Source organism: Actinomadura sp. ATCC 39365, from assembly GCF_054392275.1.
The window spans coordinates 10329976-10356908 of record NZ_CP184335.1; the positions used below are offsets into that span (position 1 = coordinate 10329976).

Here is a 26933-nt window from a genome sequence, read left to right on the forward strand (position 1 = left end):
ACCTCCAGGTTAGAACAGGGCACTCGCCAATGCTCTACGCGCTTTTGCCAAAGATGGGTCGTCTGACGGCAACGCGTCGAAAAGTCCGAGCAAGTGCTTTCTGGCCCGGTCCCGGTCGTCGCCCGACGTGCGCTTGACCACGGCCACGACGCGCTCGAACGCCTCGTCGACCGCGCCGGAGAGCATCTCCAGGTCGGCCGCCAGGAGCTGCGCGTCGACGTCGGACGGGTCCTGGAGGCGCCGCTGCACGTCGGCCGGGTCGGCCGCGGAGGTGCGCTTGATCAGGCCGACGCCCGCCAGGCCCATCTTGGCGTCCTCGTCGCCGGGGACGCGGGCCAGCAGGCGCTGGTAGGCCGCCTCGGCCGCGTCGAGGTCGCCGGCGTCGATGGCCTGCTCGGCCGCCACCAGGTCGGGGTCGGCGGGCGGCCCGGCGGGCGCCTCCGGCCCCTCCTCGGCCGCCGGCGGCCGGGCGTCGGGGTTGGCCTGATAGAACTGCTCGACCGCGCCCATCAGCTCATCGAGCCAGCGGCGCACCTCCTGCTCGGGCAGCACCTGCTGGAAGCCGGTGACGGCCTGCCCCTGGAAGATGGCCAGCACGGTCGGCACGGCCTGCACCCGCAGCGCCTGCGCGATCTGGGGGCTGGCGTCGACGTTGACCTTGGCCAGCACGGCCCGGCCGCCCAGGTCGCCGATCACCTTCTCGAGCACGGGGCTGAGCTGGGCGCTGCCGGGCGCCCGCGGCGACCACAGGTCGAGCACCACCGGCACGGTCATCGACCGGTCGATGACGTCCGTCGTGAACGTCTCCTCGGTCACGTCGACGACCGAGGCCGAGGTGGCCCCCTGGGGACCGGCGGCCTCCCGCCGGGCCTGGGCCTCCAGTGCCTGTTTGCGCGCGCCCAGGTCCACAGCTCCGTAGAGCGACCCGGGCCTAGAGAAGTCCGCCATGCTCCTCATCTTGCCGCATGGACGGGCCCGCGAAGTCACCCGCCGCCACCCTCAGCGTGCGGAGCTGGTCGAAGATCTGGCGGAGTTCGTCCTCGGCGTACATCGTGAGGCCGAACTCGGCGGCCATCAGGTCGTCGGTGGCCCGGCGCACGACCTCCCTGCCCTTGGCGGTGATCTCGGCGAGCACGCCGCGGCCGTCGCGGGGGTTGGGCAGGCGGCAGACGAACCCGGACTTCTCCAGCCTGTCCACCGTGTTCGTGACGCTGGTGGGGTGGACCATGAGCCGTTCGCCGATCTTCCACAGCGGCAGCGAGCCGGTGTGGCTGAAGGTCAGCAGGACCAGGGCCTCGTAGCGGGCGAAGGTGAGGTCGTGGGGTTTCAGCAGGGAGTCGAGCTGCGACAGCAGGATCTGCTGTGCTCTCATGATCGAGGTGACCGCGGCCATCGCGGAGGAAGGCCCGAAGCGGGCACGCCAGCTCTCCGCGGCGCGGTCGATGGGATCGAACGGCAGATTGAGCGGCTTCGGCTGGGACACAGCGCTACGGTAGCGTGCCTCTCGTCCCGGTTTCGTCGGGCTACCTGGAGCGACAGGCTTCACCGCTTGACCAAGAATCCGACCGTCAATCATCACGCTCCGTTATGGTTCTCTCACGTAAGGTGACGCGGAAGCCAAGTCCATCTGCCGTGGGGACGGGTCTGGGCTGGCATTCTTCCGCTTTGCCGAGGGCACGGGGGGTGCTTGGTGAACATCAACGGGATACAGGGTGCGTGAGCACTCGGGCGTTACACGCGAGGAGCTGAAGCACAGCGCGGCCGTGACAGTGGCGGTCCTGCTCGCTCTCGGCCTGGTCGCGGCGTGGAACGTCCTGATACCCGGCGTCGACGCGTGGGAGAACATCCTGGCCGCTGTCATCGGCTCGCTGCGGATGACCGGGCCGGTGGCGGCCGCCTTCGCCGCCTGGGTGGCGTTGCGCAAGCGGCGCGCCCTGCGCGGGCGGTCGCTCACGACCTGGCGGGCGCTCAAGGCGCCGCTGGCGATCGTGGTGGTGGTGCTGGGCTCGTTCGGCGCGACGGTGCTGGTGCTGGCGGTCAAGACCGTGCTCACCGACCAGGCGGGGCGGCTCAGCCTGTCCGGCCTGGGCATGGGCATGGCGGGCCTGGCGCTCTACGCGGTGATCGGGTGGGTGGCCGGCTGGGTCGTGCCCAAGGCGCTCACGCCGCCGATCGCGGGACTGGCCTGCTACGTCGCCTTCTCCTGGCTGGCCGACGACCGGGGGCTGGCCGACCGGCTGGTGCCGGGCACGGGCGAGCCGTACGACCTGTTCCAGGGGCTGGGCGGCGCGCCGTTCTTCGACCAGACGATCTGGCTGCTCGGCATCACCTGCGCGTTGCTGCTCGGCTGGGCGGCGCTGGTGACCAGGCAGGCCCTGGTGCTGGCGTGCGCGCTGCTGGCCGTGCTGGCGGCGGGCATGGGCGTGTCGCGGATGCTGGCCCACCCCAAGCCGGCCGCGGCCGAGGACATCGCCTACGCCTGCCAGGAGTGGCCGATCACGGTCTGCCTGCACCCTGGGATGCGGGCCGGGCAGACCGAGCTGGGCGCGGTGTTCACGCAGATCGCCTCGCGCCTGGCCGGCACGCCGGCCGCGTTCACGCGGGTGGAGCAGCGGCCGCTGGACGAGCCGCTGAAGCCCTCCAACGGCCTGGCGCCGATCCACGTGCCCGACCTGTCGGCGGGGTTCGCCGAGGAGGCGGCCTACGAGTACATCGACGCGCTGGCCGCCCGCTGCCCCGGCACGCCGGCCGACGGCTACCGGGAGATCGTGATGGCCTGGCTGCGCGGCGAGCCGCTGCCCGGCGGGCCGCTGCCCGAGCACCAGTACGCCGCGTCCTGGTTCTCCGGCCTCGACGAGCACCAGCGCAGGGAGTGGCTGCGCATGTTCTACAGCGACTTCCAGGCGTGCCGCCTGTCCAGCACGCACTTCGGCGGCGGTCCGGCCCCCACCGCCGTCATCACGCCCCCCACCGGCGCCACGCCCGAGAGCAGCCACGTCTACCCGGTCTATCCCGACCCCGGCACCCCGCGCACCACCGGCTGAGGACGAAGATGTCACCCTACGGGTGGCACTGATGATCGACGAGCGGGTAGTCATGCCCCATGACGACTTCCCAGACGACGCCGCCGGACCTGGCTCCCCGGCGGCGGCGCAGGTGGCGATATGCGGCGGGGTTCCTCGTCCTGGCGGTCCTGCTCGTGGTGGGCGGCCGGCTGGCCTGGACCTGGCTCAACCCGTTCGGGGAGCAGACCGTCGACCGCAGCCAGCCGGTGCTGCTGCAGTCCATCAAGGACCTCAGCCGGTTCGAGGCGGCCACGGGCACCTTCCAGGTCGTCGTCGACCTGGAGAAGGACGCCAACTTCCTGCCCGACGCGGTCAAGGGCACCCGCACGCTGTTCGTGGGCGCGGGCGGCGTCGACGCCTACGTCGACTTCTCGGCCATGGGGGCGGGCGCGGTGACCGTGAACAAGGAGCGCACCGAGGCCACCGTCCGGCTCCCGCGCGCCCAGTTGGAGAAGCCCAACCTGGACAACAGCCGCTCGTACGTGTTCGCCCAGCAGCGCGGCCTGCTCGACCGCGTCCAGGACTTCCTGTCGGGCTCCCCGGGCGACCAGCGCGAGCTCTACCTGCTGGCGGAGAAGAAGATCACCGAGGCGGCCGTGGCCAGCGACCTGCGGGCGCGGGCCGACGCCAACACCAAGTCGATGCTCACCGGCATGCTCAAGTCGCTCGGGTTCGCCAAGGTGACCGTGAAGTTCACCGACGAGCCCTGACGGGCCTCCTTACCCTGCCCACGGACCGCTCCACCTCGGGTGGCGCGGTCCGTCCGCGTTCCCGCCTAGGTATGCCGAGGCGTCCTTAGTCCCTGGGCGCGCCTGCCTAAGTACCTCCCTACCTGCCCGGACCCCGGCAGATAGGACATCCGCCCGATGTGGCGGGAGGGGCCTTAGGAGGAGTCTTAAGAGTGCAGGGAACAAGGAACACGAACAGCAGGAGCATCGGATGAACGCCGAACTCGAGTACTCCGTCATGCAGCACCACGCCGCCGAACTCCGTCAGGCCGCCGCCGAGCAGCGGCGCGTACGGGAAGCGCTGAAGGGACAGCGTTCCGAGCGTCGCCACCGCTCGGTCTTCGCCAAGTTCCTGGCTTCATGACCGCCCACAAGCAGCCCGGCCGCAGCCTCCCTCGCGGCCGGGCTGAGATGCCCCCTTAGGGGGGCGCGTCCGGCGCCGGATTCCTGGCCGGCCCGAGCGCAGCGTCAGCGACACCCCGGTCCCGTTCCTGGTGGGACCGGGGTGTCGCGCGTTCGCGCCGTACGTCGCGGGGGCTCGTACGGCGCGAGGACACTGACGGAAGATGTCAGGGATCGCCGCATACCGTCCCGGGCATGGACAACAGCTTCGACTTCTTCGTCGGCACCTGGACCTCACGGCAGCGGCGGCTGCGCAAGGCGCTCGCCGGCAGCGAAGAATGGTACGAGTTCACCGGCCACACCAGGTGCTGGAGCGTCCTGGACGGTGCGGGCAACATCGACGAGGTCACCTTCCCCAGCGAGGGTTCCGCCGGGGTGACCCTCCGCCTGCATGACAAGGCGGCCGACACGTGGGCGCTCTATTGGGCCGGCAGCGCCACCGGCATGTCCCTGCCGCCCGTCGTGGGCCGCTTCGACGACACCGGTGTCGGCCTGTTCACCTGCGACGACGTGTACGACGGCAGGCCGATCAAGGTCGCCTACGTCTGGTCGGACATCACCGCCGAGTCGTGCCGCTGGGAGCAGCGCTTCTCCCCCGACGGCGGGACGACCTGGGAGACGAACTGGACGGCCGACTTCACCCGCGTCTCCTGAATCCTTTTCGGGGGTCGGTGCCTCTCATGTCCGTACAACGGAACGAGACAATGGGAGACCATCATGGTGATTGCCATCGCGGCCGGGGCTGCGGCCGTACTGATCTGCACGTGCGTGGTCGTACTGCGGCGAAGGAGCAAGGAACGTGGCTGACCCGCAGCGCCTGGCCGGGCCCGCCGGGCCCGGCCGGGCGGCCCCGGAGCCGCCCGGCGACGGGCGCGCGTGGTCGGACGAGCAGCTGATCAACGCGGCCCGGGCCGGCGACGCCGACTCGATCGCCGCGCTGGTGTCGGGCGCCCACCCGCACGTGCGGCGCTTCGCCCACACGCTGTGCGCCACGCCGGAGGACGCCGAGGACGCCGCCCAGGAGGCGCTGATCGTCCTGTACCGCAAGATCGGCACCCTGCGCGCGTCCGGAGCGCTGGCCTCGTGGATGTTCCGGATCATCCGCAACGAATGCATCAGGCGGGCCCGCCTGATACTGCGTCCTGTACCGCCCGCGCCCTCCTCGGCCGCCGCGCAGTCGGCCGAGGAGGAGATGTTCGAACGGCTGGAGGCCGCGCGGGTGGCCGAGGCCATCGCGGCACTTCCCGCCGACCAGCGGCGGGTGCTCATCATGCGGGACGTCCAGGGGCTCAGCGGCCGCATGGTCGCCGACGCCCTCGGGCTGAGCGTCCCCGCGATGAAGTCCCGCCTGCACCGCGCCCGTGCGACCGTGCACGGCCTGCTGTCCCAAGGAGCCCTCCATGACTGAGCCCACCCCGGGGACGTCACTGCCCCGTCACCTGGCCCGCGGCGCGCTGGGCTTCGGCGCGCTGATCGCCGCGGTCGCGCTGATCCCGTGGACCGGGCCGGTCAGCCTGGTGCTCGCCGTCCCCGGCGCGATCGCCCTGCGCGGGTGCCCGGCGTGCTGGGTGATGGCGCTGGTGCAACTCGTCTCGATGGGACGCATGCAGCGTCAGTGCACCGACGGCGTGTGCGAGCTGGTCCCGGCGGGCGGGCGGCACACGGGCAAGGGCGCGGCTCATTGACCGCGCCCTGACCGGCGACCGCGCACAGGGGGCAGGGGAACAGGCCCACCCGACGACAGCGACCGGGTGGGCCCGGACGGGTCAGGGCACGCGGATGATCAGCGCGTCGCCCTGCCCGCCCCCGCCGCACAGCCCGGCCGCCCCCAGGCCGCCGCCCCGCCGCTTCAGCTCGTACGCCAGCGTCAGCACGATCCGCGCCCCCGAGGCCCCGATCGGGTGCCCCAGCGCGATGCCGCCGCCGTTGACGTTCACCTTGTCCAGCGGCACGCCGAGCTCCTTGGCCGACTGCAGGACCACGCTGGCGAAGGCCTCGTTGATCTCGATCAGGTCGAGATCGTCCGTGCTCAGCCCCTGCTTGGACAGCGCGTGCTTGATGGCGTTGGCCGGCTGCGACTGCAGGGACGCGTCGGGCCCGGCCACGTTGCCGTGCCGGCCGATCTCCGCCAGCCACGGCAGCCCGAGCTCCTCCGCCTTGGCCTTCGACATGACCACCACGGCGCACGCGCCGTCGGAGATCTGCGAGGCCGAACCGGCGGTGATGGTGCCGTCGGCGGCGAAGGCCGGGCGCAGCTTGGCCAGCGTCTCCGCGGTGGTGTCACCGCGGATGCCCTCGTCCTCCCGGACGATCACCGGCTCGCCGCGGCGCTGCGGGATCTCGACCGGGACGATCTCCTCCTCGAAGACGCCGTTCTTGGTGGCGGCGGCGGCGAGCTGGTGGGAGCGGGCCGACAGGGCGTCCTGCTCGTCGCGGGCGATGCCGAGCCGGGCGTTGTGCCGCTCGGTCGACTCGCCCATCGCGCACTGGTCGAAGGCGCAGAACAGGCCGTCGTGGGCCATGGAGTCGACGACGTCGGAGCCGCCGTACTTGACGCCCTTGCGCAGCCCCGGCAGCAGGTGGGGAGCGTTGGTCATGGACTCCATGCCGCCCGCGACCACGATGTCGAACTCGCCGGCGCGGATGAGCTGGTCGGCCAGGGCGATGGCGTCGAGGCCCGACAGGCAGACCTTGTTGACGGTCAGCGAGGGCACGGTCATCGGGATGCCGGCCTTGACCGCGGCCTGGCGGGAGGGGATCTGGCCCGCGCCCGCCTGGAGCACCTGGCCCATGATCACGTACTCGACGGCCTCGGGGGCCACTCCGGCACGTTCCAGGGCGGCCTTGATGGCGATGCCACCCAGCTCTACGCCGGACAGCCCGGACAGGGCGCCGAGCAACTTGCCGATGGGGGTACGAGCTCCGGCGACGATGACGGAACTGGACATTGGCGGCGGCCTCCTGTGCTCACGAGGGGTTCTTTGACACCATACCCACGAGTAGGAGCTCGCCCGCTATGGAGGTAGGCCACACAATGTTCATGCGCATCGACCACATCGGGATCGCCTGCCACGACCTGGAGGCGAAGATCGCCTTCTTCTCGGAGACGTTCGAGCTGACCGTCGTGGCCCGCGAGGTCAACGAGGCGCAGGGCGTCAAGGAGGCGATGCTGCACATCGCCGACGGCGAAGGCGGGGGCTCCTACATCCAGCTGCTGGAACCGCTCTCCGACGACTCGCCCGTAGGAAAATTCCTCGCCAAACGGGGCGAAGGTGTCCACCATGTGGCATTTGGGGTTTCCGACGTCGCCGAGGCCATGACTAAGATCAACGAGAAGGGCGTGAGGGTGCTGGACGAACGTCCGCGTCACGGTTCGATGGGGTCGCAGATCGCGTTCCTGCACCCCAAAGATGTGGGAGGAATGCTCACCGAGTTGGTCCAAGCGGCCTCGCGCTAGCAAACGGAAATATCGTTCATAAGTAACTAGTCACGCAGAAAGCTGGACGGGGCCCGAAGGTGGCACCAGCGGAGTACGCTGGCTTCCCACCGGACAGGGAGCCTGCCGCGAGGCACAGGCTCCTGGCTCGGCTGCCCCGAACCCCCCGTCCGGCCCGTGTAGCCGTCTCGACAACCCAGGATCGAGCCTCCATGCAGTCCGACATCGACGCCCAGCTCAACAACTTCTTCGAGGACGCCCCGGCACGCGAGTTCGACGTCGTGCTCAGGGGCTACGACCGGCACCAGGTACACGACCACCTCAAGCAGCTCGACCTGGAGCTACGCCAGGCCCGGGAGCAGGTCACCAACCTGCAGCGCGATCTGTCCGACTCCCAGCGTCAGCTGCAGGAGCAGGAGCGTCCGACGTACTCCGGTCTCGGCGCCCGCATCGAGCAGTTGCTGCGCCTGGCCGAGGAGCAGGCCACCGAGCTCGTGCAGGCCGCCCGGACCGAGGCCAACGAGATCAAGGCCGCCGCCAAGGTCGAGGCCGCCGACCTGAGGGCCGCCGCCGAGGCCGAGGCCGCCGAGAAGCGGGCCCAGGCCACGCGGGAGAGCGACGACATGCGCTCCACCGCCGAGCGGGACGCCGAGGAGATCCGCTCCACCGCCCGCCGCGAGGCCGACGAGCTGACCAACACCACCGAGCGCGAGGCCGCCAAGCTGCGGGCCACCGCCGACCACGAGGTGGCCGAGAAGCGGGCCGACGCCGAGCGTGAGATCGCCAAGCTCCGCACCACCACCGAGCGCGAGGTGGCGCAGCTGCGCGCCTCGACCAAGCGCGAGCGCGACGAGGTGCTGACCACCGCCAAGCGGCAGGCCGACGAGATGCGCGCACAGGCTCAGCGAGTGCTGGAGGAGTCGGAGGCCAAGCGGGCCCAGGACGAGGCGGAGTTCGAGATCCAGCTCGCCTCCCGCCGGGAGGAGGCCGAGCGCCAGGAGGCCGAGCGCCACGCCACCGCCCAGGCCAACACGCAGAAGATGGTCGCCGAGGCCGAGCAGCGGGCCGCCACGGCCGAGTCGCGCGCCACGAAGGCCACCCAGCAGGCCGAGCAGACCCGCCGCGAGGCCGACCTGCACGCCAAGCAGCTCGTCGCGAACGCGCGCAAGAGCTCCGAGACGGTCATGGCGGAGGCCAAGTCCAGCGCCGAGACGATCGTCACCGAGGCGAAGAACGACGCCGAGCGCACCCGCACCACGATGCAGCGCCAGGTCGACGAGCTGACCAGGCAGCGCGACAGCATCACCAGCCACCTGGCCCAGCTGCGCCAGCTGCTCGGCGGCGCCGCCCTGCCGGGCCTGGAGCCGGAGCCCGCGGTCGCCGCGGCCCCGGCCAAGCCGGCCATCGCCGCACCGGCCGCCGAGCCGGTCGCGCCGCCCACGACGCCCGCTCCCAAGGTCGAGGCCAAGAGCGAGGACGACGCGGAGTGGTGGCAGGAGTGACGGCGGGCTAGACGGGAGACCGCACACGGGGGCAGCGAACGGCTGGGAAGAGAGTCTGGTGACCTTGGGTCGCTAGGCTCTCTTTCTGTTTCACCGACACCTCCCGTCCCCCCTAGGAGCCCGCCGTGTCCGCAGAAACCGAGCCCAGGACCGCCGAGGAGGCCGAGGCGCCGCAGGAGTCCGGGCCCGCCGAGGAGGCGGCGCCGTACGGGCTGCCGGGCAAGCCGTTCGCCCGCGGGCCGTTCCTGTTCGGGCTGGTGGGCGGGCTGGGCGTGCTGACCGCCATCGCGCTCGCCCAGATGATCGAGAAGTCGCTCAGCACGATCATCCTCATCGTCGTGGCGATGTTCCTGGCCGTGGGCCTCAACCCGGCGGTCGAGGCGTTGCAGCGGCGCGGCCTGGGCAGGCGGCCGGCGATCTCGATCGTGTTCACCGGGGTGGTCGTGGCGTTCGCGCTGTTCGGCCTGGCCGTGGTGCCGCCGGTCAGCCAGCAGTTGTCGGAGTTCATCGCGGCCGTGCCCGGCTACATCACCGACCTGAGCAACCATCCGACGGTCCGCCAGATCGAGGCCGAGTACCACGTGCTGGCGCAGGTGCGCCAGTTCGTGACCAGCACGCTCGGGCCCGCGCTGGCCAGCGGCATCATGGGCGCGGGCCTGGTGGTGCTCAACGGCGTGTTCACCACGGTGACGCTGCTGGTGCTCATGCTGTACTTCCTCGGCTCGCTGCACACGATCAAGGAGTACCTGCTCAAGCTCGTCCCGGCCTCGCGCCGGCCGCGCACGTCGGCCATCACCGAGCAGATCCTCACCGGCATCGGCGGCTACGTCGCGGGCAACGTGCTCATCTCGGTCATCGCGGGCGTGCTGACCTGGATCTTCCTGTCGATCGCCGGGGTGCAGTACGCGCTCGCGCTCGCCCTCGTCGTGGCCCTGACCGACCTGATCCCGCTGGTGGGCGCCACGATCGGGGCGGTGCTCGTCACCGGGGTCGCGCTGCTGCAGTCGTTGCCGGCCGGCATCGCCTGCGCCATCTTCTTCGTGGTCTACCAGCAGGTCGAGAACTACTTCATCTACCCCAGGGTGATGAAGCGCTCGGTGGACGTGACGCCCGCCGTGACGGTGATCGCCGCGCTGTTCGGCGGCGCCCTGCTCGGCATCGTGGGTGCGTTGCTGGCGATCCCGGTGGCCGCCGCCATCGCGCTGATCATCCGGGAGATCGTGCTGCCCCGCCAAGCTCGGTCCTGAGGAACTCGGCCACCGTCGCGTTGAACGCCTCCGGCTGCTCCACCGCGCTCAGGTGACCGGCCTTGGGGATGACCTCCAGCCTGCCCTCGGGCGCGGCCCGCGCCATGGCCTCGGCGTCGGCGGGAGGTGACAGCTCGTCCTCCTCCCCCACGACGATCAGCAGGGGCACCTTGAGCCCGCCCAGCGTGCCGAAGGAGTCGGGACGCGCGGCCATGGCCCGTTGCGCCCAGGCCACCGCCCCCGGCGGGGCCGACTGCACCAGGCCCTTGACCCGGCCGAAGACCATGGCCCTGCGTTCCTTGGTCGTGGGCCCGATGAGCGCCGGCAGCACCTCGCTGACCAGCACCTCGCTCCCCCTCCTCCAGCACGGCGCGCGCGATGCGTTCCCTGTTGTCCCTGGCGGCGGGCTGGTCGGGGGCGGCCTTGGTGTCGGCCAGGACCACGCCCAGCACCCGGTCGGGATGCCGGCGGCAGAACGCCATGGTCACGTAGCCGCCCATCGACAACCCGCCGACCACCGCCCGGTCGATGCCCTCGTCGTCGAGCAGCCTGGCGACGTCGTCGGCCATCAGATCGAGGGAGGGCTCGTCGTCGCCCAGCCGGGAGCCGCCGAACCCGCGCAGGTCGGGGGTGATGACCCGGCAGACCGTCGACAGCCCTTCGCGCTGGGCCAGCCACATCGCCGACGACAGCGGGAACGCGTGAAGCAGCACAACCGGGAGTCCGCTCCCGGCCGATCTCGTGTAGAGCTGCACGGACCACACGGTAGCCCGGTTCACGTAGACATTCACTTATTGACCTATGCCGGTATACCGCGATAAGCCCGACCGCTTCCGGACATTGCCCTGCGGTGGTTCCAGCACGCACAATCCTGGCGAGGTGATAGCGATGGCCGGAACCCGTCCCGCCCTCCCCGACGCCACCAACAACGCCTTCCTGCAGGAGGCGTTGAACGAGGTCAACGCCCACCGGGCCAAGCACCACGCGCCCCCGCTCACGATGGACCCGCTGCTGGTCGAGTACGCCAGGTCCAGGGCCGCCTCACGCTCCGAGCACGAGGGCCTGAGCGCCGGGCACGACGGCCTGCGCGCGGGCACCGGCGAGAGCCTCTTCTGGCACGCCGGGGACGCCACCGCCGGGGACGCCGTCGCCGCCTGGCACGACCGGGCGGGCGGCCACGGCCGGCCGGAGGTCACCGGCGACTTCGGCCGGCTCGTCCGGGCGGGCACCACCAGGATGGGCGCCGGCCGCGTGGCGGGCAACGGCAGCCGGTCCTTCGAGACGTACGTCGTCCTCGTGTTCGAGCCGCCGGGCGAGCCCGGGGCCGTCTGAGGCCCCCGGCACACGAGGGCTCAGCCGATCGCGGTGGCCCCGCCGTCGACGAACAGCACCTGCCCGGTCATGTACGCCGACGCCTGCCCCGCCAGGAACACGGCCGGCTGGGCCATCTCCTCCGGCGTGCCCCAGCGCCGCATGGGCACGCCGGCGACCGTGGCCGCGGCGGCGGTCTCGTCCTCCCACAGGTTGCGGTTGAGGTCGGTGGCCGTCCAGCCGGGGCACAGGGCGTTGACCCGGACGCCCGCGGGCGCCCACTCGGCCGCCAGCGTCTTGGTCAGGGCCACCAGCCCGGCCTTGGCGGCGGCGTACGGGGCGAGCAGCGGTGCGCCGCGCGCCGCCACCGAGGCCACGTTGATCACCGAACCGGAGCCGCGGCCCAGCAGGTGGGGCGCGACGGCATGGCAGACGGCCATGGCGGAGTCGAGGTTGAGCCGCATCAGCTTGTCCCAGCCGGACAGGCGCAGGTCCTTGAACTCGACCAGGAAGTTCGAGCCGCCGGCGTTGTTCACGACGACGTCGAGGTGCCCGAGCCCGTCGATGGAGGCGGCGACGGCCGCTGCGGCGGCCGCGCGGTCGGTGAGGTCGGCCGGGATCACGACGACCCGCCTGCCGAGCGCCTGGACCTCCTTGGCCACCTCGGCGAGGGTCTCGGCCGACCTGCTGACCAGGGCGACGTCGGCGCCCGCCGCGGCGTAGGCGAGCGCGATGGCCCGCCCGATGCCCTTCGACGCCCCGGTGACCAGAGCCGTCCTGCCGGACAGGTCGAACGCGCCCACAGTGCCTCCTCGCTCGGAACCGAACAAGATTCTACAAATCTTGCCCGGCCCGCGCCATGCCCGTACCGCCCCAAATCACGACAGGACGGGCGCCGCGGGTGCGGCCGGCAGTCTCGCCCCGCGGGGCAGCAGCGACTCGCACGCCCTGACCGCCGCCCCGTACCTCTCCGACAGCGCGTCCACCCGCTCGCCGTCGATGCTGAGGTTGATCAGCCCGTCCTCGGAGACGGTGACCCCGGGAAAGTCCGGCAGCCCGTGCGCGCGCACGCAGGCGGTGAACGCCTTCCCGCCGTCGCCCGGCCCGGTCTCCCCGTACGACGCCGCCGCCCCGCCCGCCACGGCGGCGAAGACCAGGGCGGCCAGGACCACCCGCCTGATGGTCGAACCCTTCATGATGACTCCTCCGTTTCGTCCGACGCTCACAGCGAACCCCACCCTCGGTTACCGCCCGGGAACGACGGCGGTTACCCCGCTGTAACCCCGCTCTGGGCATGCTGGGCGGACCATGAGGGTGCTGATCGTCGAAGACCACGAGGAGCTCGCCCACACCGTGGCCGCCGGCCTGCGCCGCGAGGGCATGGCCGTCGACGTGGCGCTGGACGGGCACGCCGGGCTGGAACGCACGTCCGTCAACGACTACGACGTGGTCGTGCTCGACCGCGACCTGCCCGGCCTGCACGGCGACGACGTGTGCCGGAGCCTGGCCGCCGGCGGCCATCCGGCACGCGTGCTGATGCTCACCGCCGCCGGGACCATCGACGACCGGGTGAGCGGGCTGGGCATCGGGGCCGACGACTATTTGCCCAAGCCGTTCGCGTTCGCCGAGCTGGTGGCCAGGATCCGGGCGCTGGCCAGGCGGGCGCGTCCGGCGCTGCCCGCGGTGCTGGTCCACGGCGGGCTGCGGCTCGACCCGGCCACCCGGGTGGCCACCCGCGACGGGCGCCGGCTGGCGCTCAGCCCGAAGGAGTTCGCGGTGCTGGAGCTGCTGCTGTCGGCGGGCGGCGCGGTGGTCTCGGCCGAGCAGCTGCTCGAACGCGGATGGGACGAGTTCGCCGACCCGTTCACCCAGACCGTGAAGGTCACGGTCAGCCGGTTGCGCCGCAAGCTCGGCGACCCGCCGCTGATCGAGACCGTGCCGCAGGCCGGGTACCGGATGGCCGGCCTCGCCCGTCCCGCGGGCCGGGCACCGGACCCGGACGGAGGTGTCCCGGCGTGCGGCGGACCGTACGGCTGCGGCTGACGCTGCTCTACAGCGGCCTGTTCCTGGCCGCCGGCCTGCTGCTGGTCGCCCTGATCTACCTGCTGGTCGCGCACTCGCCGTTCCCGGCCGCGCCGGCCGCGCCCGTCCTGCCCGGAGGGCCCGGCCAGGTCGTGCCCGAGCCGCGGGTGGACGTGGCGTACCTGGCCGAGCAGCAGGCGGCCGGACTGCGCAGGCTGCTGGTCAACTCGGTGATCGCCCTGGTGGTCATGGCGTTCGCGTCGGTGCTGCTGGGCCGGTTGACGGCCGGGCGGGTGCTGCGTCCGCTGCAGGACATGACGGCGACCGTCCGGCGCATCACGGCCGACCGGCTCGACCGGCGGCTGGCCGCCTCCGGCCCGGACGACGAGCTGAAGGAGCTGGCCGACACCTTCGACGACCTCCTCGACCGGCTGGAGGCCGCCTTCACCGCGCAACGGCGGTTCGTGGCCAACGCCTCCCACGAGCTGCGCACCCCGCTGACCCTGCAACGCGCCATGGCCGAGGTCGCGCTGGCCGACCCCGACGCCGGCGCCGCCGAGCTGCGCCACGTCCTCGACCGGCTGCTGGCGGCCGGCCGGCACCAGGAACGGCTCATCGAGGCGCTGCTCGTCCTGGCCAGGAGCCAGCAGGGGCTGGACCACCGGGAGCCGCTGGACCTGGCCGCCGTCGCCGGTCAGGCGCTCGACCGGCGGCCGGACTCACCGCTGCGCGTCGAGGCGGCGCTGCGGCCGGCGCCCGCCTCCGGCGACCGCGCCCTGCTCGAACGCCTGGTCGCGAACCTGCTGGACAACGCGGCGCGGCACAACGTCCCGGACGGCTGGATCTCGGTGACCACGGACGTAAGGGCGGGCCTGGCCACGCTCAGCGTCGCCAACAGCGGCCCGGTGATCCCGCCCGACCGGGTCACGACGCTGCTCCAGCCGTTCCAGCGGCTGGCGGACGGCCGCCGGACGGTCGGCGACGGGCTGGGGCTCGGCCTGTCGATCGTCGCCGCCGTCGTCCAGGCCCATCACGGCACGCTGGAGGTGGTCGCGCGGCCGCAGGGCGGGCTGGAGGTGACCGTCAGATGTCCGTCGGCAGCGGGTACGCCTCCGGATTGACCCGCCGGACGATCTCGTTCAGCACGATCCGGACGTAGGGCTCGCCCACCCACAGGTGCTTGGCGCCGTCGACCCCGATGACCTCGGCCTGCGGCACCCTGGCGAAGCGCCGCCTGGCCTCCTCGGGACGCAGGTAGTCGTCGAACTCGGGCACCAGCGCCACCAGCGGCCGGCCGAACCGGCCCCACGCGTCGAGGTCGTCGTCGGTGGCCCTGTGGAGCGGCGGCGAGAGCAGGATCGCCCCCTCGACCAGGGGGTCGTGGGCCCACTTCAGGGTCAGCTCGGTGCCGAAGGACCAGCCCACCACCCACACCCGCGGCAGGTCGTTGAACTCGGCGTACTCCAGCGCCGCCGCCACGTCGAACCGCTCGCCCTCGCCGCCGTCGAACGCGCCCCCTGAGGTGCCGCGTTCGGAGCTGGTGCCGCGCGTGTTGAAGCGCAGCACGGCGAGGTCGGCGAGCGCGGGCAGCCGGTTGGCGGCCTTCTTGTAGACGTGGCTGTCCATGAACCCGCCGTGGGTGGGCAGCGGGTGCAGGGTCACCAGGGTCGCCACGGGCGGCCGGTCGAGGGGCCGGGCCAGCTCGCCGACCAGGGTCAGGCCGTCGCCCGTCTGCAGCTCGATCGGTTCACGCCTGGCGGGCAGCACGGTGGCCGCGCGAATCTCCACGGGGGTCCTCCTAGTAGCGGCTGCGGCCGGGGCCGCGGTCGAGTCTCTTGCGCCAGCAGGCCGGATGCCAGTGGCGGCGCTCCTCGTCGCCGCCCGGCCAGTCGGGCCAGGCGACCAGGTGCGGCCTGCCGCCCAGGATCTCCTGGTCGCAGCCGGGGCAGCGGTAGGTCTTGGTCGAGGACGCGCCCGTCAGCATGCGCACCTTCCAGTCGCCGTCCGGCCATTCCTCCACCTTGTCGTTGCCGGTGGGAAGGCCGAGAGGGCGGGAGTCGTCCCTCCGGCGGGCGCGGCGGGGGCTCATGAGCGGGGGAACTCGCTCACACCGGCCGTGACGAGCTGGTCGAGCAGGGGGCGGGGGCGAAGGCGGGCTCGCGGTACTCGGCGTAGAGGGCCCTGAGGCCGTCGCGGACCCTGGCCAGGCCGAGGTAGCCCAGCATCTCGAACGGGCCGGCCGGGTAGCCGCAGCCCAGCCGCATGGCGGCGTCGATGTCGGCGATGGACGCGTAGCCGGCGTCGTACATGCGGACGGCGTCGTTGAGGTAGGGGAACAGCAGGGCGTCGGCCACGAACCCGGCCCGGTCCTTGCACGAGACGGGCACCAGACCGGCGACCCGCATCAGGTCGCGCGCCGCCTTGGCGGCCCCGGGCGAGGTGAGCGCGGTGCCGGCCAGCTCGGCCACCTTGTCGCCGACGACGTGCACGCCGACCATCCTGGTGGGGTCGGACAGGCGTACGGCGTGCTCGATCACCGGACGGTCGGTGCAGCGCAGCACGGTGTCGGGCGCGTCGGACGGCCTGAACCCCGAGGCCGACAACCGCTCGCCGAGCCCGTGGACGTCGGGACCGTCGATGCCGAACGTGATGATCGTGGACTTCTCCGGCTCCTTGGGCGGCTCCTGCGGCCCGTAGAAGCCGTGGCCGCTCTTGCGGCCGAGCCGCCCGGCGGTGACCAGCTCGCGCAGCAGCGGCGAGGGCGCGTGCCGGCGGTCGCGCGTCTCCTCGAACAGCACCTCCATCACCTCGTACGCGGTGTCGAGCCCGATCAGGTCGAGCAGCGCGAACGGCCCCATCGGCAGCCCCACGCCCAGCCGCATCGCGTCGTCGATGCCGTCGCGCGTGGCGATGCCCAGCTCCAGCAGGACGGCGGCGTGGTTCAGATAGGGCAGCAGCAGCCGGTTGACCACGAACCCGGCCCGGTCGCCCGCCGGTACGGCGGTCTTGCCCAGCCGCCCGGCCAGCTCGCAGATCTCCGAGACCACCCCCGGCGCGGTCACCACCGTGCCCACCACCTCGACCAGCCGCATCACCGGCGCCGGGTTGAAGAAGTGCATGCCGACCACGCGCTCGGGCCGGCCCGTGGCGGCGGCGACGGCGGTGACCGGCAGCGAGGAGGTGTTGGTGGCCAGCACCGTCCCGGGCTTGCAGACGCGGTCGAGGTCCTGGAACAGCGAGATCTTGAGGTCGAGCACCTCGGGGATCGCCTCGATCACGAGGTCGGCCTCGCGCAGGTCCTCGCGCGAGGTGGTCAGCGTGATGCGCCCCAGGATCTCGGCCCGCTGCCCGGCCGTCAGCTTGCCCCGGTCGGCCGCCCTGGTCGTGGAGCGCTCGACGTGCCCGCGCCCTCTGGCCAGCGCCTCGGCGTCGGCCTCGACACCGATCACCCGAAGCCCGGCACGCGCGAAGACCTCGGCGATCCCGGCGCCCATCGTGCCGAGCCCGACAACTCCCACCGTTTCAAACGCCATGCGACCAGTTTTCCAGAGCCGCTAAGGTTGACCGTCATGCGGCTGGTCATCGCGCGGTGCAGCGTGGATTACATCGGACGGCTCACGGCGCATCTGCCGATGGCGCCGAGGCTCGTCCTCATCAAGGCTGACGGGAGCGTCAGCATTCACGCCGACGACCGCGCCTTCAAACCGCTCAACTGGATGAATCCGCCGTGCAAGCTCAAGGAGGACGGCGAGACCTGGACGGTCACCCACGGCAAGACCGGCGAGAAGCTGGTCCTGACCATGGCGGAGATCATCCACGACTCCAGCCACGAGCTGGGCGTCGACCCCGGCCTGATCAAGGACGGCGTGGAGGCCCACCTCCAGGAGCTGCTGGCCGAGCACATCACGACCCTGGGCGAGGGCTACTCGCTGATCCGCCGCGAGTACATGACGGCCATCGGGCCGGTCGACATCCTGTGCCGCGACGCGCTGGGCGCGACGGTGGCCATCGAGATCAAGCGGCGCGGCGAGATCGACGGCGTCGAGCAGCTCACCCGCTATCTGGAGCTGCTCAACCGCGATCCGCTGCTCGCGCCGGTGCGCGGGGTGTTCGCGGCCCAGGAGATCAAGCCGCAGGCGCGCGTGCTGGCCACCGACCGGGGCATCGACTGCGTCACCCTCGACTACGCCGCCCTGCGCGGCATCGAGCCGGAGAACCCGACCCTCTTCTAGCGCTCCCGGCCTCGTAGCGGGCCGGGACTTCCCATGGCCTGACATTCCAGTATTGACACGTCTCTCATGGACGTTCTAGTTTCGACCTATCGAGATTGGAGTGTTCATGGACGTTCCCGCGTACCTCAGCGGCGACCTGGCGCCCGTCCCCGACGAGATCGAGGCGCACGACCTGGAGGTCACGGGCGCGCTGCCCGCCGAGCTGACCGGGCGCTACTTCCGCAACGGGCCCAATCCCCGGCCGGGCGAGGATCCCGGCCACTGGTTCGCCGGGCACGGCATGCTGCACGGCGTCCGGCTGCGGGACGGGCGGGCCGAGTGGTACCGCAACCGGTGGGTGCGGACCAGCAAGTTCACCGACGACGCGCCGTTCGTCTCCGACACCGGCGTCGATCTCGCCGCCGTGACCGCCAACACGCACGTCGTCCGGCACGCCGGACGCATCCTGGCGCTGGTGGAGAACGGCCTGCCGCACGAGGTGACGCCCGAGCTGGCCACCGTGGGCCCGTGCGACTTCGGCGGACGGCTGACCACCGCGATGACCGCCCACCCCAAGCACGACCCGCTCACCGGCGAGCTGCACTTCTTCGGCTACGGGTACTTCCCGCCGTTCCTCACCTACCACCGGCTCTCGGCCGCCGGCGAGCTGGTGGAGAGCAGGGAGATCGAGGTGCCGGGGCCGACGATGATGCACGACTTCGCCGTCACCGAACATCACCTGCTCTGGCTGGACCTGCCGGTGGTGTTCGACCTGAACCGCCGCGGCATGCCGTACGCCTGGGAGGACGACTACGGCGCCAGGATCGGCGTCACCCCCGGACGGGCGGCCCGACCCGCTGGTTCGACGTCGACCCCTGCTACGTGTTCCACGTCGGCAACGCCTGGGAGGACGAGCGGGGGCGCATCGTCCTCAACGCCGCCCGCTACTCCCCCGGCGCGTGGTCCGCCGTCTGGGAGCAGATCGGCGGCACCGCCGACCCGGCCCGGCACGCGGGCGCCGCCGGCGCGGCCGCCCTGCACCGCTGGACCCTCGACCCGGCCACCGGCACGGCCACGGAGGAGGCGCTGGACGACCGCGGCGTGGAGTTCCCCACGTTCAACGAGGACCTGCTCGGCCGGCCCGGCCGCCACCTCTACACGGTGGGCGCCGACGCCGTCGTCAAGTACGACCTGCGCGACGGCTCCGCCCAGGTCAGGAAGACCGGCGGCGCCACCGGCGAGGCCGTGTTCGTGCCGGCCGAGGGGGCCACGGGCGAGGACGAGGGGTGGCTGCTGTCGATCGTCACCTCCGGGGAGTCGTCCGAGCTGCTGGTGCTGGACGCGAGCGACCTGTCCGGCGTCGCGTCGGTGCGGCTGCCCAGGCGGGTGCCGGCGGGCTTCCACGGCTCGTGGTTCGCGGAGGGCTGACCGGTGGAGATCAGGCAGTCCGGCGACTTCGACGCCGCCGGCGGGGCGCTGGCCAGGGCCTTCCACGACGATCCGGTGGTCGGATGGCTGCTGCCCGGCGGCCGCGGCGCGGCGGGGATGTTCGCCACGATCGCCCGGCACATGCACGCGTTCACCGACACGGCGCTCAGCGGGGGCGGCGCCGTGGCGGGGGTCGCGCTGTGGGACCCGCCGGACCACCGGCCCGACGCGGAGGCGGCCGTGCCCGGCCTGCTGGCGGCCATGGGCGACCGGGTGCGCCAGGGCCTGCTGCTGGAGGAGGAGTTCGCCCGGCACAAGCCCGGCGGCCCCTACTGGTACCTGGCCCAGCTCGGCACCGTGCCCGAGCTCCAGGGCACCGGCGTGGGCGGCGCGCTGCTGCGCGCGGGCCTGGCCAGGTGCGGCGACCTGCCCGTCTACCTGGAGAGCAGCAAGGAGTCGAACGTGCCCTTCTACGAGCGGTTCGGGTTCGCGGTCACCGAGCGGTTCACGCTGCCGGACGGGCCGCCGGTGTGGGGGATGCTGCGCCCACCCCGGAGCTAGTAAGCGACGGCTTACCGGTTTATCGTGACGCCATGACCACGCTGACGTTCGACTCACTGAACCCGGCTACCGGCGAGGTCGTCGGCAGTCACCCCAAGAACGACGCCCAGGCCGTGCACGAGGCCGTGGCCAGGGCCGAGACGGCCGCGGAGTGGTGGGCGGCCCTGCCCGCCGGCGAGCGCAGGCGCCGCCTGCTCGACTACAAGGCGGTCATCACGCGGCGCCTGCGGGAGCTGGCCGCGCTGGTGCACGAGGAGACCGGCAAGCCCGTGGGCGACGCCACGCTGGAGATCGTGCTGGCCGTCACGCACCTCGACTGGGCGGCCCGCAACGCCGCCAAGGTGCTGGGCCGCCGCCGCGTGGCGACCGGCATGCTGGGGCTCAACCTGGCCGCCACCCTGGAATACCTGCCGCTCGGCGTGGTCGGCGTGATCGGTCCGTGGAACTACCCGGTGTTCACCCCCATGGGGTCCATCGCGTACGCGCTGGCCGCCGGCAACGCGGTCGTGTTCAAGCCCAGCGAGCTCACCCCCGGCGTGGGCGTGCGGCTGGCGGAGCTGTTCGCCGAGTCGGTGCCCGAGCAGCCGGTGTTGCAGACGGTGACCGGGCTCGGCGAGACCGGCGCGGCGCTGGCCGCCGACCCCCGGGTGCGGAAGGTGGCCTTCACCGGCTCGACCGCCACCGCCAAGCGGGTCATGGCGGCGTGCGCGGAGAACCTCACGCCCATCGTGGCCGAGTGCGGCGGCAAGGACGCCTTCATCGTGGACGCCGACGCCGACCTGCCCGCCGCGGCCGACGCCTGCCTGTGGGGCGCGATGTCGAACGCGGGCCAGACCTGCGCGGGCGTCGAGCGGGTCTACGTGGTGGACGCGGTGTACGAGCCGTTCATGCGGGAGTTGTCGGAGCGGGCCGCCCAGGTCAAGGCCGGCCAGGACTACGGCCCGATCACCATGCCCGCCCAGATCGACATCATCCGGCGGCACATCGACGACGCCACCAAGTCCGGAAAAGTGGTCACCGGCGGCCCCGGCTCGGTACGGGCGCCGTTCGTCGACCCGGTCATCGTGGCGGACGTGCCCGAGGACTCCCCGGCCGTGCGCGAGGAGACGTTCGGGCCGACGATCACCGTCCGGCGCACCCGCGACGCGCAGGAGGCGCTGGAGCTGGCCAACGCCTCGGCGTACGGGCTGGCCGGCACGATCTTCTCGCGGAACGCGCGCCGGGCGACGCAGCTCGCGCGGGCGATGCGTACCGGGATGACCGCCGTCAACTCGGTCATCTCCTTCGCCGGGGTGCCCGCGCTGCCGTTCGGCGGGATCGGCGACTCGGGGTTCGGCCGCATCCACGGAGCCGACGGTCTACGCGAGTTCACCAGGCCGAAGGCGGTCTCCCGCCAGCGCTTCGCCCTGCCCGGCATGAACCTGACCTCGTTCAGGAGAGGGCCCGACGAGCTTGAGCGACTGATCAGGCTTGTCACGTTCTTGCACGGGCGACGTAAAAGATAATCATCGCGCTCTTTCCCAAATCCGATCATCCGTCCATAATTGTGTGCTCTGGGGGCCACGATCATGTTGGACGGGTGGAATGTGAACCGGTCTTACCGGGGAATGTCGGCTGAGCAAAGGCTGGCGGACAGACGCGAGCGGCTGATGACGGCCGCCTACACGCTATACGCGAAACCAGGTTTCGCGGCGACGACCATCGAAAGATTGTGCTCGGAGGCGCGGATCTCCAACCGCGCCTTCTACGAATGTTTCGGCGGCCGCGAGGAGTTGCTCCAGGCGCTGCACGAGCGGTGCGTGGAGGAAAGCCTCGCGGTTGTGGCCAAAGCGTTACAGGAGGCGCCGGGCACGCTTGACGGAAGAGTCAAGGCGGGGATTCGCGCCTATATCGAGTTCGCCGCCGCCGACTGGCGGCGGGCCCGCATCATGCACCTGGAGGTGCGCAGGTCGGGTGACGTCCTGACAGCCTCGCGTCAGCGGGCGGTGGACTCCTTCGCCCGGCTCGTGGAGGAGGCGTCGGCGGATTTCCCGCAGGCCCGCTCACTGAATCGGCGGCTGGTGGCACTTGGCGTAATTGGCGCCCTGCAAGAGCTGCTGATCGAATGGATACTGGCCGACCAGCAGCCGGACATCGACGATCTGGTCGAGGTGGCGGTGCACATCTTCATCCGCAGCCTCAGTCCGTCGTGACCCACCGATTACCCGCAGTGATGGGGTCACAGAATAATCACTTTCACAGTTCTTTCCGAGTGGCCACGCCCGTGATAGAGGTCCAGCCGAAATCTACATTCCCTCTATATTCGGCTCGTGAAAGGGCGCGGGCGACGGCTGATCGACGCCCGGCCCCCGATATGTGACCTCAGGCCACCGCGGCCGCGGGAACCTCGACGTGCAGGACCCGATTCAGCCGGGTCACCGCCAGGATCCGCATGATCCGCGGGGGCACCCCCGAAGAACGAGGCGGCGTTGCACGCTGATCGCGCGCCGATGCGCTCCGACCAGCACCCCGAGCCCGGTGGCGTCGATCATCTCCAGCTTGGAGAGGTCGAGGATGAGGTCGCCCTCGCCGGCGTCGAGCGCGGCGTGCAGCCGCTCACGCACGCCGGCCGACGTGCCGGCGTCGAGCCGGGCGCCGATCCGCACCGTCTGGCCTCGTGGATTGCGCCGGACGCGCATGCCACCTCCTCAATCACGCACACGGCGTGTGGTCGCCGGGATCGAAACCCCCGCTTCTCCTCCCCTACCCATCTATCGGGAGTGACACGACAGCCGTCAGCAGGAACTGTCCGTCGTCGGTGGGACGGGCCGTCATGCGCCCGCCCACGGCGGCCATCCGCTCACCCATGCCGGTCAGCCCGCTGCCCAGGTCGGCGGCCTGCCTGCGGGCCACGCCGTCGTTGCGCACCGCCAGTTCCGCCTCCTGGTCGGTGAATCGCAGCGTGATGTCGCAGAAGGTCGCGTCGCTGTGCTTCAGCACGTTCGTGACCGCCTCACGCACCGCGTAGGCGAACACCGGCGCGACGCCCTGGGGCAGCTCGCGGTGCGGCAGGCGCACCTCGCAGCGGACGCCGGCCGCTTCGAGCACTCCCTTCACGCTATTCAGCTCAGCGGTCAAGTCAAGTTCGCGGTAGCCGCGCACGGCCTGCCGCAGCTCACGCAGGGCCTTGCGGGTCAGCGTGTTCACCTCCGCCATCTCGTCCCTGGCCGCCTTGCCGTCGGCGTCGGCCAGGCGTACGGCCAGCTCGGTCTTGACGGCGATGGCGGAGAGCTGGTGGCCGACGAGGTCGTGCAGGTCCCTGGCGAAGCGCAGCCGCTCCTCGGCCAGCGCCAGCCGGGTGTGCGCCTCGCGGCCCTCGTGGGCCTGCACGGCCAGCGACCAGATCCAGGCCCACATCCTGTTCGTGCAGGGCAGCGCCACAGCCCACACGACGTCGAGGGCGGCGATGACGAGCAACGAGACGAGGAAGGAGTCACCGCTCAGCGCCAGCAGGCCCGTCCCGCTCAGCACGGACAGCGCGCCGAGCCCGACGCAGGCCGCGCACGTCGCCGCGCCCAGCGCCAACGCCCTGCGCGGGGGCAGCCCGATCACCACCACGGACAGCCAGACCATGGGCACGAACCCCCAGCCCATCGGGTCGGCCCCGCCGAGCAGCGCCGCCAGGAACGCCAGAGCGCCGGTCCACACGACCTCCTTCGTGGGATACCGGCGCTCCATGACCGCGGCGACGACGCGTACGTAGAGCCAGGTGAAGCCGAGCGCCGCGATCGTCGCGAACACGAGGCGCGGCCAGCCGGCCGCCGCCGAGCCGAGGCTGAACACCGTCGACGCGATCAGGAAGATCCACATGATCACGAGCGTCGAGTTCAGCATCCGGCGGGTCAGCCGCCGCGCCCGCGTGATCGCGTCCATCTAGCCCGCGCGCAGCACGTCGCCGAGCTTCAGCCGGGCGCCCGTGCGCAGCACCGCCCGCTCGTAGACCTTGGCGCCGAACGACAACACCGCCAGCACGGCCACGGCCATCGCCGCCATGGACGCCGCCACCTGCCACATCGGCACGTCGGCCGCCGCCATGCGGACCGGCATGATCATCGACGAGAACGGCGGGATGTAGGACATCACCGTGGCCAGCGTGCCCGTGGGATCGTTGGTGGCGTAGAAGGCCACGAAGTACGTGGCCATGATGAGCATGGTCAGCGGCGACATCACGCTGCTCACCTCCTCCTGGCGGGAGACCAGCGAGGCGAACGCGGCCGCGAGCGTGGCGAAGAACGCGTACCCGAGCACGAACCAGACCAGGACGGCGACCACCAGCCCCGGCAGACCCGGCGGGAAGTCGGAGGCGAACCCCGACACCGACGTGGCGATCAGGCCGACGGCGAGGATGGTGAGCAGGTTGATCAGCCCGAGCACGCCCAGACCGACGATCTTGCCGCCGAGCAGCTGCCACGGGCGCACCGCCGCGAGCAGGATCTCCACGATCCTGCTGCCCTTCTCCTCCACCACGCCCATGGCCACCATCATGACCTGGCCCATGAGCAGCATGAACAGGACGAGCACCAGCACCACGGCGATACCGGTCTTGGCCGCCTGGTAGCGGGTGTCCGCGCCCACGGAGACCACCTGCAGCGGCGGGATCGTCACCCCGGCCGCGCCGAGCCGCATCTCCCGGTTGGTGCTCTGCATGAGCACGCCGAGCTTGCTGTCGATCTCGCCGTCGGTGAGCACCTTGTCGCCGTTGACCAGCACCGCGTCCACGTCACCGGCCAGCACGGCCTTCTTGGCCGCGGCCTCGTCGGGGAACGAGCGCCACTCGAACTCGGCGTCCGGCGCGGCGGCCTTCAGCGGGAGCTGCTGGGAGTTGACCGTGCCCAGCGTGTACGAGTCGTTCCCGCCCATGATCTTGGGCGCGAAGGAGACGGCCGCCACCAGCAGCGCGGTCACCAGCAGACCGACGAGGAACGTCTTCGTGCGCACCTGTGTGACGATCTCGCGGCGGGCGACCAGCATCAGTCCGTTCACGCCACGGCCTCCTTGAAGATCTCGGTGAGGGTCGGCTGCTCGACCCCGAAGTGCTCGACGCGGCCGGCCTTCATGGCCCGGCGCAGGATCTCCTGGTCGTCGCCCTCGGTCGTCCGCAGGGTGTGCAGGTCGCCGTGGACGGTCACCGTGCCCGGCAGGCCGTCGGCCCAGCCCGCGGCGGGGTCGCGGACCTCCACGCGCAAGGTGTCGCCCTCGGCGGCACGCAGCTCGGCCACCGTGCCCGTCGCGACCATCCGGCCGCCGGAGACGATGCCCACCGAGTCGCACAGCCGCTCCACCAGGTCGAGCTGGTGGCTGGAGAAGATCACCGGCACGCCGCTCCTGCAGCGTTCCTGGAGCGCCCCGGCCAGGGCGTCCACGGCGAGAGGGTCGAGCCCCGAGAACGGCTCGTCCAGGACCAGCGCCTCGGGGTCGTGCACCAGCGCCACGGCCAGCTGCACGCGCTGCTGGTTGCCCAGCGACAGCGTCTGCACCGCGTCGCCCCTGCGCTCGGTCAGCCCCAGCCGCTCGATGAGCTCGTCGGCGGCCTTCTTCGCCGCCGCGGGGGTGAGCCCGTGCAGCCGGCCGAAGTACTCGATCTGCTCGGCGACCCGCATCTTCTGGTACAGCCCACGCTCCTCGGGCATGTAACCGAACCGCGTGCGGTCGTCGTAGCCCAGCGCCCGGTCCCGCCAGCGCACCGCGCCGGAGTCGGCCTGGAGCACGCCCATGACGATGCGCATCGTCGTCGTCTTGCCCGCACCGTTCGCGCCCACGAAGCCGTACATCTCGCCCGGACGTACCGTGAAGCTGATCCCGTCCAGGGCGACCTTGCCGCCGGGGTTGTCGGGACCGCCCGCGAAGCGCTTGCGTAGCTCGCTGATCTCGAGCATCAGGTCCTCTCTCTCGTCATGGGTAAATTGTGGCTTTGGCGGCGTTAGCGCTGGTAGTCGCGGAAATCATGGACGTGACATGGAAAGCGCGTCCCGTTCGGATGACATTTGTCATTACGCTGGGTTCATGACGCGTGCCGACAAGGACAAGCCCGTCGTCCTCTCCCGCATCTACACCCGTACGGGCGACGACGGCACCACGAACCTGAGCGACATGAGCCGCGCGGCCAAGACCGACACCCGGCTGGCCGCCTACGCCGACGTCGAGGAGGCCAACGCCTGCCTGGGCCTGGCCCTGTCCCACGGCACCCTGTCCGCCGACCTCGTGGCGCTTCTCGTGCGCATCCAGAACGAGCTGTTCGACGTGGGGGCCGACCTGGCCACACCGGTGGTGGCGGAGCCGGAGTTCCCGCCGCTGCGGGTGGAGCAGTCCTACATCGACCGGCTGGAGGAGCAGTGCGACCGGCTCAACGCCGAGCTCCAGCCGCTGCGCAGCTTCATCCTGCCCGGCGGCGACCCAGCCACGGCCGCGCTGCACCTGGCCCGGGTGACCGTACGCAGGGCCGAGCGCACCACGTGGGCGGCGCTCGAGGCCCACGACGACGTCAACCCGCTGACCGCCAAATACCTCAACAGGCTGTCCGACCTGCTCTTCATCGCCTGCCGGGTCGCCCACGGCGGCAACGAGATCCTCTGGAAGCCCGGCGGCACCCGCTAGGCGACGTCGAGGTACGCGCTGGGCGGCGCCGACTCCAGCCAGGCGAGGAAGCCGGTCAGGGCGTCGGCGCTCATCGCCAGCGACAACCCGTGCGTCGTGCCGCCGCAGTCGACGGCGTAGAGGCCGCCGTCGATCTCACGCCGGGCGGAAACGACGAGGCCGCGCCTCGCGATCGCGTGGCGCGGCCTCAGTCGGACGCCCATGAGCGGAATCCAGTGGAGCTCACCGTCGGCGTAGCGGGCCACCCCGCTCTGCCACCCTCGGCTGCCCACTTTCAGCCGACAGGGTACGCTGCCGCGCGAACGGGCGAGCGTCACCCCTCGCAGGACCACGAGGGCGACCAGCAGCAACAACAAAACCGAAACCGTCGCCACCATGGCCGCCCCC

The 26933-nt window shown here is 71.6% G+C and carries 30 protein-coding genes and 3 pseudogenes; 18 read left to right on the forward strand and 15 right to left on the reverse strand.

All coding sequences use genetic code 11. The features are described 5' to 3' along the window. Positions 1 to 9: 9 nt before the first annotated feature. A complete protein-coding gene (locus ACNF49_RS49320) occupies positions 10 to 948 on the reverse strand; it encodes a tetratricopeptide repeat protein (RefSeq protein ID WP_357971088.1) in 939 nt (312 codons plus the stop codon). Continuing rightward, positions 932 to 1483, reverse strand: a complete 552-nt coding sequence (locus tag ACNF49_RS49325; protein ID WP_357971087.1) for a MarR family winged helix-turn-helix transcriptional regulator — start codon at positions 1481 to 1483, stop codon at positions 932 to 934. The genes ACNF49_RS49320 and ACNF49_RS49325 overlap by 17 nt, the downstream gene beginning before the upstream one ends. A gap of 229 nt (positions 1484 to 1712) precedes the next feature. Here ACNF49_RS49325 and ACNF49_RS49330 point away from each other — a divergent pair, with 229 nt between their 5' ends. The 6 genes from ACNF49_RS49330 (at position 1713) to ACNF49_RS49355 (ending at position 5880) form a co-directional block, all read left to right on the forward strand. Further along, complete coding sequence (locus ACNF49_RS49330) at positions 1713 to 3044, forward strand: hypothetical protein (protein ID WP_357971086.1); 1332 nt, start codon at positions 1713 to 1715, stop codon at positions 3042 to 3044. 59 nt (positions 3045 to 3103) lie between these two features. Beyond that, entirely contained in the window at positions 3104 to 3775 is a 672-nt protein-coding gene (locus tag ACNF49_RS49335) for a DUF4230 domain-containing protein (protein ID WP_357971085.1), read from the forward strand. A 229-nt stretch (positions 3776 to 4004) separates the two neighbouring features. Continuing rightward, positions 4005 to 4157 carry a hypothetical protein gene (locus ACNF49_RS49340; protein WP_189648914.1) on the forward strand — a complete coding sequence of 51 codons (153 nt, stop codon included), beginning with the start codon at positions 4005 to 4007 and terminating at the stop codon, positions 4155 to 4157. Positions 4158 to 4390: 233 nt separating this feature from the next. Continuing rightward, positions 4391 to 4849 (forward strand): hypothetical protein, encoded by a 459-nt coding sequence (locus ACNF49_RS49345; protein ID WP_357971084.1) that lies wholly within the window; start codon positions 4391 to 4393, stop codon positions 4847 to 4849. A gap of 145 nt (positions 4850 to 4994) precedes the next feature. Continuing rightward, positions 4995 to 5603: an RNA polymerase sigma factor gene (locus ACNF49_RS49350; RefSeq protein WP_482941997.1), complete on the forward strand. Its 609-nt coding sequence runs from the start codon at positions 4995 to 4997 to the stop codon at positions 5601 to 5603. Next, complete coding sequence (locus ACNF49_RS49355) at positions 5596 to 5880, forward strand: hypothetical protein (protein WP_357971082.1); 285 nt, start codon at positions 5596 to 5598, stop codon at positions 5878 to 5880. The genes ACNF49_RS49350 and ACNF49_RS49355 overlap by 8 nt, the downstream gene beginning before the upstream one ends. Positions 5881 to 5961: 81 nt before the next feature. On the opposite strand, the gene ACNF49_RS49360 is transcribed toward ACNF49_RS49355, so the two are convergent. Continuing rightward, positions 5962 to 7143, reverse strand: coding sequence for an acetyl-CoA C-acetyltransferase (locus ACNF49_RS49360; protein WP_357971081.1), 1182 nt, complete (start codon positions 7141 to 7143; stop codon positions 5962 to 5964). Positions 7144 to 7229: 86 nt separating this feature from the next. Here ACNF49_RS49360 and mce point away from each other — a divergent pair, with 86 nt between their 5' ends. The 3 genes from mce (at position 7230) to ACNF49_RS49375 (ending at position 10380) form a co-directional block, all read left to right on the forward strand. After that, entirely contained in the window at positions 7230 to 7652 is a 423-nt protein-coding gene (gene mce, locus ACNF49_RS49365; protein ID WP_357971080.1) for a methylmalonyl-CoA epimerase, read from the forward strand. A gap of 191 nt (positions 7653 to 7843) precedes the next feature. Next, complete coding sequence (locus ACNF49_RS49370) at positions 7844 to 9133, forward strand: DivIVA domain-containing protein (protein ID WP_357971079.1); 1290 nt, start codon at positions 7844 to 7846, stop codon at positions 9131 to 9133. Positions 9134 to 9258: 125 nt separating this feature from the next. Continuing rightward, positions 9259 to 10380: an AI-2E family transporter gene (locus tag ACNF49_RS49375; protein ID WP_482941998.1), complete on the forward strand. Its 1122-nt coding sequence runs from the start codon at positions 9259 to 9261 to the stop codon at positions 10378 to 10380. On the opposite strand, the gene ACNF49_RS49380 is transcribed toward ACNF49_RS49375, so the two are convergent. Both ACNF49_RS49380 and ACNF49_RS49385 read right to left on the reverse strand, forming a co-directional pair. After that, positions 10340 to 10726 carry an alpha/beta fold hydrolase gene (locus ACNF49_RS49380; RefSeq protein WP_482941999.1) on the reverse strand — a complete coding sequence of 129 codons (387 nt, stop codon included), beginning with the start codon at positions 10724 to 10726 and terminating at the stop codon, positions 10340 to 10342. The genes ACNF49_RS49375 and ACNF49_RS49380 overlap by 41 nt on opposite strands. A 76-nt stretch (positions 10727 to 10802) precedes the next feature. Continuing rightward, positions 10803 to 11060 (reverse strand): annotated as a pseudogene (locus tag ACNF49_RS49385) (alpha/beta fold hydrolase); the annotation flags it as partial. A gap of 208 nt (positions 11061 to 11268) precedes the next feature. Between ACNF49_RS49385 and ACNF49_RS49390 the strand changes: the two are divergent. After that, positions 11269 to 11712: a CAP domain-containing protein gene (locus tag ACNF49_RS49390; RefSeq protein ID WP_482942000.1), complete on the forward strand. Its 444-nt coding sequence runs from the start codon at positions 11269 to 11271 to the stop codon at positions 11710 to 11712. A 20-nt stretch (positions 11713 to 11732) separates the two neighbouring features. On the opposite strand, the gene ACNF49_RS49395 is transcribed toward ACNF49_RS49390, so the two are convergent. Then, positions 11733 to 12494: an SDR family NAD(P)-dependent oxidoreductase gene (locus tag ACNF49_RS49395; protein ID WP_482942001.1), complete on the reverse strand. Its 762-nt coding sequence runs from the start codon at positions 12492 to 12494 to the stop codon at positions 11733 to 11735. A gap of 75 nt (positions 12495 to 12569) precedes the next feature. Then, positions 12570 to 12887 carry a hypothetical protein gene (locus ACNF49_RS49400; protein WP_482942002.1) on the reverse strand — a complete coding sequence of 106 codons (318 nt, stop codon included), beginning with the start codon at positions 12885 to 12887 and terminating at the stop codon, positions 12570 to 12572. Positions 12888 to 12999: 112 nt separating this feature from the next. Here ACNF49_RS49400 and ACNF49_RS49405 point away from each other — a divergent pair. Further along, positions 13000 to 13650: pseudogene (locus ACNF49_RS49405) on the forward strand (response regulator transcription factor); the annotation flags it as partial. 56 nt (positions 13651 to 13706) lie between these two features. After that, the gene (locus ACNF49_RS49410; RefSeq protein WP_482942003.1) at positions 13707 to 14834 is read left to right on the forward strand and encodes a sensor histidine kinase; all 1128 of its coding nucleotides are present in this window, start codon (positions 13707 to 13709) and stop codon (positions 14832 to 14834) included. Here the strand turns inward: ACNF49_RS49410 and ACNF49_RS49415 are convergent. Genes ACNF49_RS49415 through ACNF49_RS49425 form a run of 3 tightly spaced genes read right to left on the reverse strand, consistent with a single transcriptional unit; the run spans position 14797 to position 17246 of the window. After that, positions 14797 to 15501, reverse strand: coding sequence for an alpha/beta hydrolase (locus tag ACNF49_RS49415; RefSeq protein WP_357971072.1), 705 nt, complete (start codon positions 15499 to 15501; stop codon positions 14797 to 14799). The genes ACNF49_RS49410 and ACNF49_RS49415 overlap by 38 nt on opposite strands. A 10-nt stretch (positions 15502 to 15511) precedes the next feature. Next, entirely contained in the window at positions 15512 to 15802 is a 291-nt protein-coding gene (locus ACNF49_RS49420) for an Rv1322 family protein (RefSeq protein WP_357971071.1), read from the reverse strand. 16 nt (positions 15803 to 15818) lie between these two features. Next, entirely contained in the window at positions 15819 to 17246 is a 1428-nt protein-coding gene (locus ACNF49_RS49425; protein WP_482942004.1) for a 3-hydroxyacyl-CoA dehydrogenase family protein, read from the reverse strand. A 36-nt stretch (positions 17247 to 17282) separates the two neighbouring features. On the opposite strand from ACNF49_RS49425, the gene nucS reads away from it, so the two are divergent. The 5 genes and pseudogenes from nucS (at position 17283) to ACNF49_RS49450 (ending at position 22105) form a co-directional block, all read left to right on the forward strand. After that, the gene (gene nucS, locus ACNF49_RS49430) at positions 17283 to 17945 is read left to right on the forward strand and encodes an endonuclease NucS (RefSeq protein WP_357971069.1); all 663 of its coding nucleotides are present in this window, start codon (positions 17283 to 17285) and stop codon (positions 17943 to 17945) included. Positions 17946 to 18051: 106 nt separating this feature from the next. Then, positions 18052 to 19352, forward strand: a pseudogene (locus tag ACNF49_RS49435) (carotenoid oxygenase family protein). A 3-nt stretch (positions 19353 to 19355) separates the two neighbouring features. Then, on the forward strand, positions 19356 to 19913 hold the full coding sequence (locus tag ACNF49_RS49440) for a GNAT family N-acetyltransferase (protein ID WP_482942005.1): 558 nt from the start codon (positions 19356 to 19358) through the stop codon (positions 19911 to 19913). A 32-nt stretch (positions 19914 to 19945) separates the two neighbouring features. Further along, the gene (locus tag ACNF49_RS49445; RefSeq protein ID WP_482942006.1) at positions 19946 to 21418 is read left to right on the forward strand and encodes an aldehyde dehydrogenase family protein; all 1473 of its coding nucleotides are present in this window, start codon (positions 19946 to 19948) and stop codon (positions 21416 to 21418) included. A 144-nt stretch (positions 21419 to 21562) separates the two neighbouring features. Further along, a complete protein-coding gene (locus ACNF49_RS49450) occupies positions 21563 to 22105 on the forward strand; it encodes a TetR/AcrR family transcriptional regulator (RefSeq protein ID WP_357971065.1) in 543 nt (180 codons plus the stop codon). Positions 22106 to 22327: 222 nt separating this feature from the next. On the opposite strand, the gene ACNF49_RS49455 is transcribed toward ACNF49_RS49450, so the two are convergent. From ACNF49_RS49455 to ACNF49_RS49470, 4 genes are all read right to left on the reverse strand, one after another. Next, complete coding sequence (locus tag ACNF49_RS49455) at positions 22328 to 22591, reverse strand: STAS domain-containing protein (protein WP_482942007.1); 264 nt, start codon at positions 22589 to 22591, stop codon at positions 22328 to 22330. 64 nt (positions 22592 to 22655) lie between these two features. Then, complete coding sequence (locus tag ACNF49_RS49460; RefSeq protein ID WP_482942008.1) at positions 22656 to 23825, reverse strand: sensor histidine kinase; 1170 nt, start codon at positions 23823 to 23825, stop codon at positions 22656 to 22658. Further along, positions 23826 to 24935, reverse strand: coding sequence for an ABC transporter permease (locus tag ACNF49_RS49465; RefSeq protein ID WP_482942009.1), 1110 nt, complete (start codon positions 24933 to 24935; stop codon positions 23826 to 23828). Further along, on the reverse strand, positions 24932 to 25828 hold the full coding sequence (locus ACNF49_RS49470; RefSeq protein ID WP_482942010.1) for an ABC transporter ATP-binding protein: 897 nt from the start codon (positions 25826 to 25828) through the stop codon (positions 24932 to 24934). The genes ACNF49_RS49465 and ACNF49_RS49470 overlap by 4 nt, the downstream gene beginning before the upstream one ends. A 127-nt stretch (positions 25829 to 25955) precedes the next feature. Between ACNF49_RS49470 and ACNF49_RS49475 the strand changes: the two genes are divergently transcribed. Then, on the forward strand, positions 25956 to 26546 hold the full coding sequence (locus ACNF49_RS49475; RefSeq protein WP_357971060.1) for a cob(I)yrinic acid a,c-diamide adenosyltransferase: 591 nt from the start codon (positions 25956 to 25958) through the stop codon (positions 26544 to 26546). Here ACNF49_RS49475 and ACNF49_RS49480 read toward each other — a convergent pair. Continuing rightward, the gene (locus ACNF49_RS49480; RefSeq protein WP_357971059.1) at positions 26543 to 26923 is read right to left on the reverse strand and encodes a DUF2550 family protein; all 381 of its coding nucleotides are present in this window, start codon (positions 26921 to 26923) and stop codon (positions 26543 to 26545) included. The two genes, ACNF49_RS49475 and ACNF49_RS49480, sit on opposite strands and share 4 nt — an antisense overlap. Positions 26924 to 26933: the final 10 nt, after the last annotated feature.